This window comes from Bacillus sp. FSL R5-0659, from assembly GCF_038008785.1.
Taxonomy (GTDB): Bacteria; Bacillota; Bacilli; order Bacillales; family Bacillaceae; genus Bacillus; species Bacillus safensis.
Window position 1 is genome coordinate 1 of sequence record NZ_JBBOZU010000002.1, and the last position, 6389, is coordinate 6389.

The window sequence follows — 6389 nt, forward strand, 5'->3', positions numbered from 1 at the left end:
CCAAAGACTAAACCAAATTTCCCCGCAGGGGGAGATTTTTTTTTGATTTTTTGCCCGCCTATCAAATATTGATACCCCCCCGTTTTTATAGCCTTAACACCTTTTTTGTAGCCTTTCATGTAGTCAGCAACACCCTTTTTATAGCCTTAACACTTTTTTTGTAGCTTTTCATTAGCTTTTAACACCGTTTTTATAGCTTTTAATCACTCAATACATATCAAAACCCTGCAATCATAGGGTTTATTTTGCCAAGAAAAAACACCACACCGTTTCTGTAGCCTTTACGATCAGCAACACCTTTTCTGTAGCTTTTCACTGAAAACCTGACTAAACCTGACTTCCAACATACAGCTGCCATCATACGCCTACAAAAATGGTGGGATTGAAAAAGAGACCAACAGAAGAGCATAGAACAAGTAAGGTCATTTCATGGCGATTCGGTCCGATCTTCTGGCCGTTGCTATTTATGGGTTCCTGTCGGCTGTAACGAGTGGAAATATCACGTTTAATCAAAAACCTAATAGTTTACGTGTTATTTCCAAGTGACTGTACCCGATATTTTCAATGACAACATGCAAAAAACAGGTCATATTCTCCCTAGCTGTACATCCAAAAGTCATTGCTGTCAGCATCCAAAGCCATACACACCCAAGCAAAAAGAATCGGTTTCGTTGGGGAATTTCTCACTTTCTAAATATTTACTAAATCTGTAAGATAAAGAGAAACATTTACGACAGGCAAAAGGTGGGTATGATGATGGCTAAAACAATTGCAGATGTAGAAGTCGCTAACATGATGAATGAATGGTATGGGGTAATTAAAAAAAGAAAAGTAGACGAAGCAATCGAATTGAAAACGCAGATTAAGAGAATGCTTCCGCATATGGAACAAAATCAAGACCTTCTTCTCTATTTCAACCTTTTGGACTTTAGAAACAATCTTTTGATAGATGACGCGCAGCGATTAAAAATTAAAAGTCGGACAACCATCAAACAAGATGACATTCAGAAAACAGACGACATGATTCAATACTACTTTTACTTTTTTAATGGACAATATGAATTTCGCAACAAGAATTACATAGACGCAATCAACTTTTACAAAATTGCTGAAGATAAACTGAAGAGAATCCCCGACGAAATTGAGCACGCTGAATTCCACTACAAAATTGCCGTAGCATATTACCAAATTGACCAACACTTCTTTTCCCTTAGTCATGCTCAGAAAGCACTCGATTCCTTTAAATCGAATGATCAATACACCTACAAACAAATGAATAGTGAAATGATATTAGCATTAAACAAGGTTGACTTGATGCGTTACAAAGAAGCTGACAAGCACTATGAACATGTCATCAATCAAGCAGAGGAAACAGGCGATTCATACACCAAAAGTTTAGCTCATTTCAATATCGGAATTAGTTACGAAAGACGAGGTTATCTATCAGAAGCAGAAAGTCATCTACTCAAAGCGATTGATATACCAGAACATAGAGAATCGAGAAACACCATCCGTACGTATTACATGCTTAGTAAAGTCTGTTTCAAAAGTGGAAAAACTGACAAAGCTCTTGTCTGGTACAAAAAAGCATGGAATCTAGTCGAGGAAAACAATGAAGATGAATACAGAGCAAAACTCATGATACTAGATGCGCTTTACAACAATAGTCACATAAACAATATTCACCATGCCATGAAGTACCTAGAGAAAAAAAGACTATGGACAGATATAGCCGAATTGTCACGAGAAATAGGAAATCACTTGAAAAATAAAGGGAATATCACGCAAGCCGTTAAATATTATGAACAAGCACTTGTTGCAAAAGATGAAATCATCAAAATGACGGAGGCGTTAGAATGAAATGGATGATTAGTTTATCTCTAATTGCTTTATTAATCACAGGTTTATCAGTTTATTCAAACACTCAAACAGATCAGAAAATCGCTGAAAAAGGTGTGGTAGGCGCTGTGATCAAACATGAAGGATTAGATTCGAGGGCGATGACTTAAAACAAACAATCTCATAACCAACATAAAACCATTTAAACGCCCTGTAAGGCGTTTTTTCTTTGTCTGCATCTTTTTATTCCTGAAAAAAAATAAAAGCGCTCAGAATCGAATCTGAACGCCCTCAGAGGTATTTTAAAATAAAACCCTCTCGTTTTTTATAAGTTTTCATTTCATTGTTTGTCTCATAATTAAGTCTACTTGTTTTTGAAAGATTACTACCCCCCTGTTAGCTGGGGGGGGTTCTCGTTTGGCTCTCGGTGATTCGCTTTTCGTTGCCACTCGACGACTGTCGTCGTCTTCCGCTCACACCTTCGCCAAACAAAACAGACGCACAAATATTTCTTTAATCTTACCATTTTTGACCCTTTAATGCCAACGGTACAATGCCCTGGCATTCTGCTTTGAACGGAGAGAAAACACACAGCACCTATTTAGGTGCATAAGTGGGCACTGGTTCCCTAGTGACTCTTTTCGGGCTCTGCCCAAACCCGCCAACGGTCAGCCCGTTGGATCGCAAATGTTCAAACCCCCTACCCCCGATCTTCGGGGGATGCCCCTTCGGCAGGCGCAAACAAACGGGGTTTGTTTGAATCAATAGGCTTTGGATGTGGTGAATGAGTCAACTCCTTAATGCTCACTTTCGTTCCGCTTACCGTTGACTCATGCCATATGTTTTTCACTCCATTTTTTAAACAGTAACGCTCCTTTTAAGTGCACACTTTTCCGAAACAACACAAAACAAACACAAACTTAATTCACCCATTATTGAACCCTTGTTGCGACTGATTTTTTTGCAAAACGTTACCTTTCTTTGTGTGCAGTGCGCTCCTTTTCAAACACAAAACGTTACCAAACTTTCGTGAAAAAACCCCGTTGGCTTTTCTAAAAACACGCACATTTTTTGGTGCGTATAACTGGGCACTTGGACAAGTGGTCGGTAAGTGGTCGATCATTTTTCATCACTGATTCAACAGTGATCGGATCATTTTTCAGTAGTGATAGAGAAGTGATTACCTCAAAAATCGCCACTGCTGCAGGAGTGATTAGCTCCACTTTTTGGGGTCATTTTTTTGCTAGGCTTTGCCTAGTTCCACACCATAAGTGGGGACAAAAACCCCTTATGCTCTTCTCACTTTTCCTTTTTATGGTGTGGCAGATTTGCCTTTTCTGACACATCACCGCCTTTTTCTCCTAAAAAAAGGTGTGTCAGCTTTTCATTTTTAGGCACATTCTCTTCAAAAATTGCAACCGCCACGAAACAAATCACCCTGTGATTTCAAGCATGAAATGGTTGCAGTTTTCCCTTATGCTCTTTTCCGCTAGCTGTCGTTTGTCTCAAGTCTAGTGACGAGATTCATCTCACTTGTTTTTGCAATTCTCGTTTTGTTCAAAACAATGTCGCGCAGCTCACACTTTTTGTCGCCAATCTCAGTCCATTTATGGCGCACTTATACACACCCCTGTGTGAGTGCTAAAATCTCTCGATTTCCGTCAAGCGTGTAAAGAAAAAGCCGACTTAGTTGTCGGCTTCTTCGGGATCTTCAGCATGTTCATTTTTTCAATATGTTGTTAACGACTTTAGTGTGTAAATCATCAGCTTTATAAGACAATAAAACATCTTCCGCAACCTCTTTAGTCAAGTGAGGAAGACCTCTTATTTCAGCCAACTTTTTTCTAAAATCTTCTTTGCTTACTTTGGATTTTTCCATAGTGATCTGCATGAAATAATCATCCAACTCTAAAACCTGCTTTTGAGTAAAACTATACTTCAACAGGACCAAATCTCTCGATCTAAATTCAGGTGCTAAATGTTCGTGCAAAGCCATAATTGCGTTTTTCATAAGCGATAATTGACAATCTAACTCTTCTCTATTCAAAATTTCTCCTCCTAATCAAAAGAACCACTGCGCCACTTTGACGATCCAGTAAGCAATATGTCTAGCTGAACTATTTTTAATGCCAGTACCGTATAACGCAGAAGCAATGTTGTCTTTGATTAAATCCCATGTAAGTTGTTCATATTTCAAAAACTCTTTAAGGACTGGCTCCACATACTTATTGAATCGAATTTTAAGTGACTTCGCCGCTCTCTTTCCTGCAAATTGTTCCACAAGATTAAACAACCTGTTTTTGTTTTTCAATAGTTTTTTAAGACTTTTTTTAATCGCAGCAGTAACCCCAACTTGGGTTTTCATCGTTTGTTCAAGACCTACTAATCCCGCATAACGAACAGTATTTTCTAAAAGGGCAGGATCATCAAAAGCCGCTTCCAGTGCTTCAATATCATCTTGCGTTTCATCATCAAAAATCGTCTGAACCTTAGTAACGAAAACCGGTGTTTCTTGAACTTTTGTTTCAGCACGAACCTCTGGCGCAATTGTAGCAATCAATAAACTTGCCACGATAAGAGATAGAACACCTTTAACCATAGACTTCATTTTCAAAATAATTCCTCCCTAACAATATTTTACTATCGTAAGGAATTTTACATAAGTCCTCGGAGGTCAACAATCGAATTTTCCAAAATGAGATAAAACTCCTCAAAGGCAGAAAACACCCTGTCATGAATAGCTTTTGTTACAAAAATCAGCCTTCTAAAATCAAAAGTCCCACACAGGTTTCGAGGTCATCAAACCTATTCTTTGCTCCTTTAATTCGTAGTAAAATTTAATATAAAAGGAGGATTGAATATGACTGAAATAATCATAAATTTACCGGTACTAGTAACAGCTATATTTTTAATAGTCTTTGTCCTTTTACATAAAAAAATAGAGAAAAAACTCGATTTCACAATACTGATATTAGTCGCATCAGTGGTATTCATGGTTAACCTCAAAATGGTTTGGTTAACAGTTTTCCTACTTGCTGTTGCGTACTTCGGAATCAAATATACGTATAAAGCTAAAAATGGCTAAAGTAACAGCACTGTGAAAATAGGAAACACAAATCAGCCATTTTGTGTTTAGGGTTAACGCCTAGAGCCACAAAGGTTTGTACTAGTTTGATAGCAATTATTAAGACCCCATATTATAGGGGATGGGGTCGTACTCACATTACATAAAAAAAGCAGGCTCCAGTAAGAGCCTGCTTTTCTAACTGATTATGTAATTCTTGATGCCAACATGCCAACGTGCCATGACTTCAAACGTCTCATTGGCTACCTCATCATCATCTTCTTCAATCCGAACAAGATCGCCGTCCTCGGCATCCGTCAAATTCAGTTCCTTATGAATATCTTTCAAGATCCCGCCGTACCCGATCAACCGCCTGGCATTTAACGCATCATCCAAATAATAGACCGTATCAAGATTTTCCTCGGTCACTTCATTCCCACGTATGATATCCGTATCCTTAACAGGATACTTCGAGATTTCAAGAATAGCCTTTTGTTCTTCCATCTCTCTACGCACTTCTTGTTCAATCGCTTCCGCATCAATTCCCTTTTTTCCTTTGACCCGCTGCACATGCACAATTGGTGTGTAGTCCAATTTCATTGCACGCTTCCAAAGGCTTGTCCACTCCGCTTGTTTAATATACGATTGCCCTCTAAAATAGCTTTTCTTTACAGGAATCAACACATGAAAATGAGGGTGATATGTATTCTCTTCATGATTTTTTGTAATCTCTAAAGCTCTGAAATAACCGAGTACAGAAGAGTCCACTTTTTTATACTTCATCAATCTATTAAAGCCTTTCATCATATCCGAAATGGTCTGTTTCAGATCATCGCCCTCAACGTTTTTCACTGTCAATGTGAGGAATATCCATGAAGGCTTATACTGTCTGTTCGCTTCTTCCACGATCAATTTATTATGACTCGCAATTTTTAGCGATCGTCGCCACGCACACATCGAGCATAACCTCACTTTACAGAAATAAGCATTTGATAATCGTAGCCTGCCCGTTTCAATATCTCTTCTAAACACAAGACACTCTGCACAATTACATACTTTTTCAGCTTTTTTTCCGTAATAAGGTGCACCGGTACGCTTTTCAAGTCCTTCATAATGAGCCGCCACAAGCGACGATCTCATCTTTTTTCCTCTCCAATCCCGCTTTTTACCTGTTGCGGTTTTATCGTCAAGGATGCTATAATTTGATTCATCTAAATATGACAAAGTCAAAAAACTCCTTCTGTCGCTAGTTCTCTAGCACTCTATTATTTTTTCTCGACAATTAAATAATAGCAGAGGGAGTTTTGACTTGTCAAAGTGCTTTCAAACCCTTGACACCACTGAATCTATCGTACTTTTTTAAAATCTCAATGTTTCTATATGTATCAAGATAAGAAAAGACACGATTCTGACTCCGTCAAAATCGCCCAAAAAGCTGGCGAAACCGCCATCTTTTTAAAAGATCAAAACCCAAAAACCTAAAAGA

General features: G+C 38.3%; 7 protein-coding genes. 2 read left to right on the top strand and 5 right to left on the bottom strand.

Going from position 1 to position 6389, the window contains the following annotated elements; genetic code table 11:
• The first annotated feature begins 756 nt into the window (after positions 1–756).
• Together NSQ72_RS19245 and NSQ72_RS19250 are read left to right on the top strand one after the other, a co-directional pair.
• Positions 757–1860 carry a Rap family tetratricopeptide repeat protein gene (locus tag NSQ72_RS19245; RefSeq protein ID WP_186321785.1) on the top strand — a complete coding sequence of 368 codons (1104 nt, stop codon included), beginning with the start codon at positions 757–759 and terminating at the stop codon, positions 1858–1860.
• Positions 1857–2009, top strand: a complete 153-nt coding sequence (locus NSQ72_RS19250; RefSeq protein ID WP_186321784.1) for a hypothetical protein — start codon at positions 1857–1859, stop codon at positions 2007–2009. Before NSQ72_RS19245 ends, NSQ72_RS19250 begins: the two co-directional genes overlap by 4 nt.
• Before the next feature lie 1129 nt (positions 2010–3138).
• On the opposite strand, the gene NSQ72_RS19255 is transcribed toward NSQ72_RS19250, so the two are convergent.
• The 5 genes from NSQ72_RS19255 to NSQ72_RS19275 form a co-directional block, all read right to left on the bottom strand.
• Positions 3139–3264, bottom strand: a complete 126-nt coding sequence (locus tag NSQ72_RS19255; RefSeq protein ID WP_260985239.1) for a hypothetical protein — start codon at positions 3262–3264, stop codon at positions 3139–3141.
• 64 nt (positions 3265–3328) lie between these two features.
• Complete coding sequence (locus NSQ72_RS19260; protein ID WP_260985221.1) at positions 3329–3457, bottom strand: hypothetical protein; 129 nt, start codon at positions 3455–3457, stop codon at positions 3329–3331.
• A 102-nt stretch (positions 3458–3559) separates the two neighbouring features.
• Complete coding sequence (locus tag NSQ72_RS19265) at positions 3560–3886, bottom strand: hypothetical protein (protein WP_144487756.1); 327 nt, start codon at positions 3884–3886, stop codon at positions 3560–3562.
• 15 nt (positions 3887–3901) lie between these two features.
• On the bottom strand, positions 3902–4453 hold the full coding sequence (locus NSQ72_RS19270) for a hypothetical protein (protein ID WP_144487755.1): 552 nt from the start codon (positions 4451–4453) through the stop codon (positions 3902–3904).
• 648 nt (positions 4454–5101) lie between these two features.
• Positions 5102–6127 carry a protein rep gene (locus NSQ72_RS19275; RefSeq protein ID WP_144487753.1) on the bottom strand — a complete coding sequence of 342 codons (1026 nt, stop codon included), beginning with the start codon at positions 6125–6127 and terminating at the stop codon, positions 5102–5104.
• Positions 6128–6389: the final 262 nt, after the last annotated feature.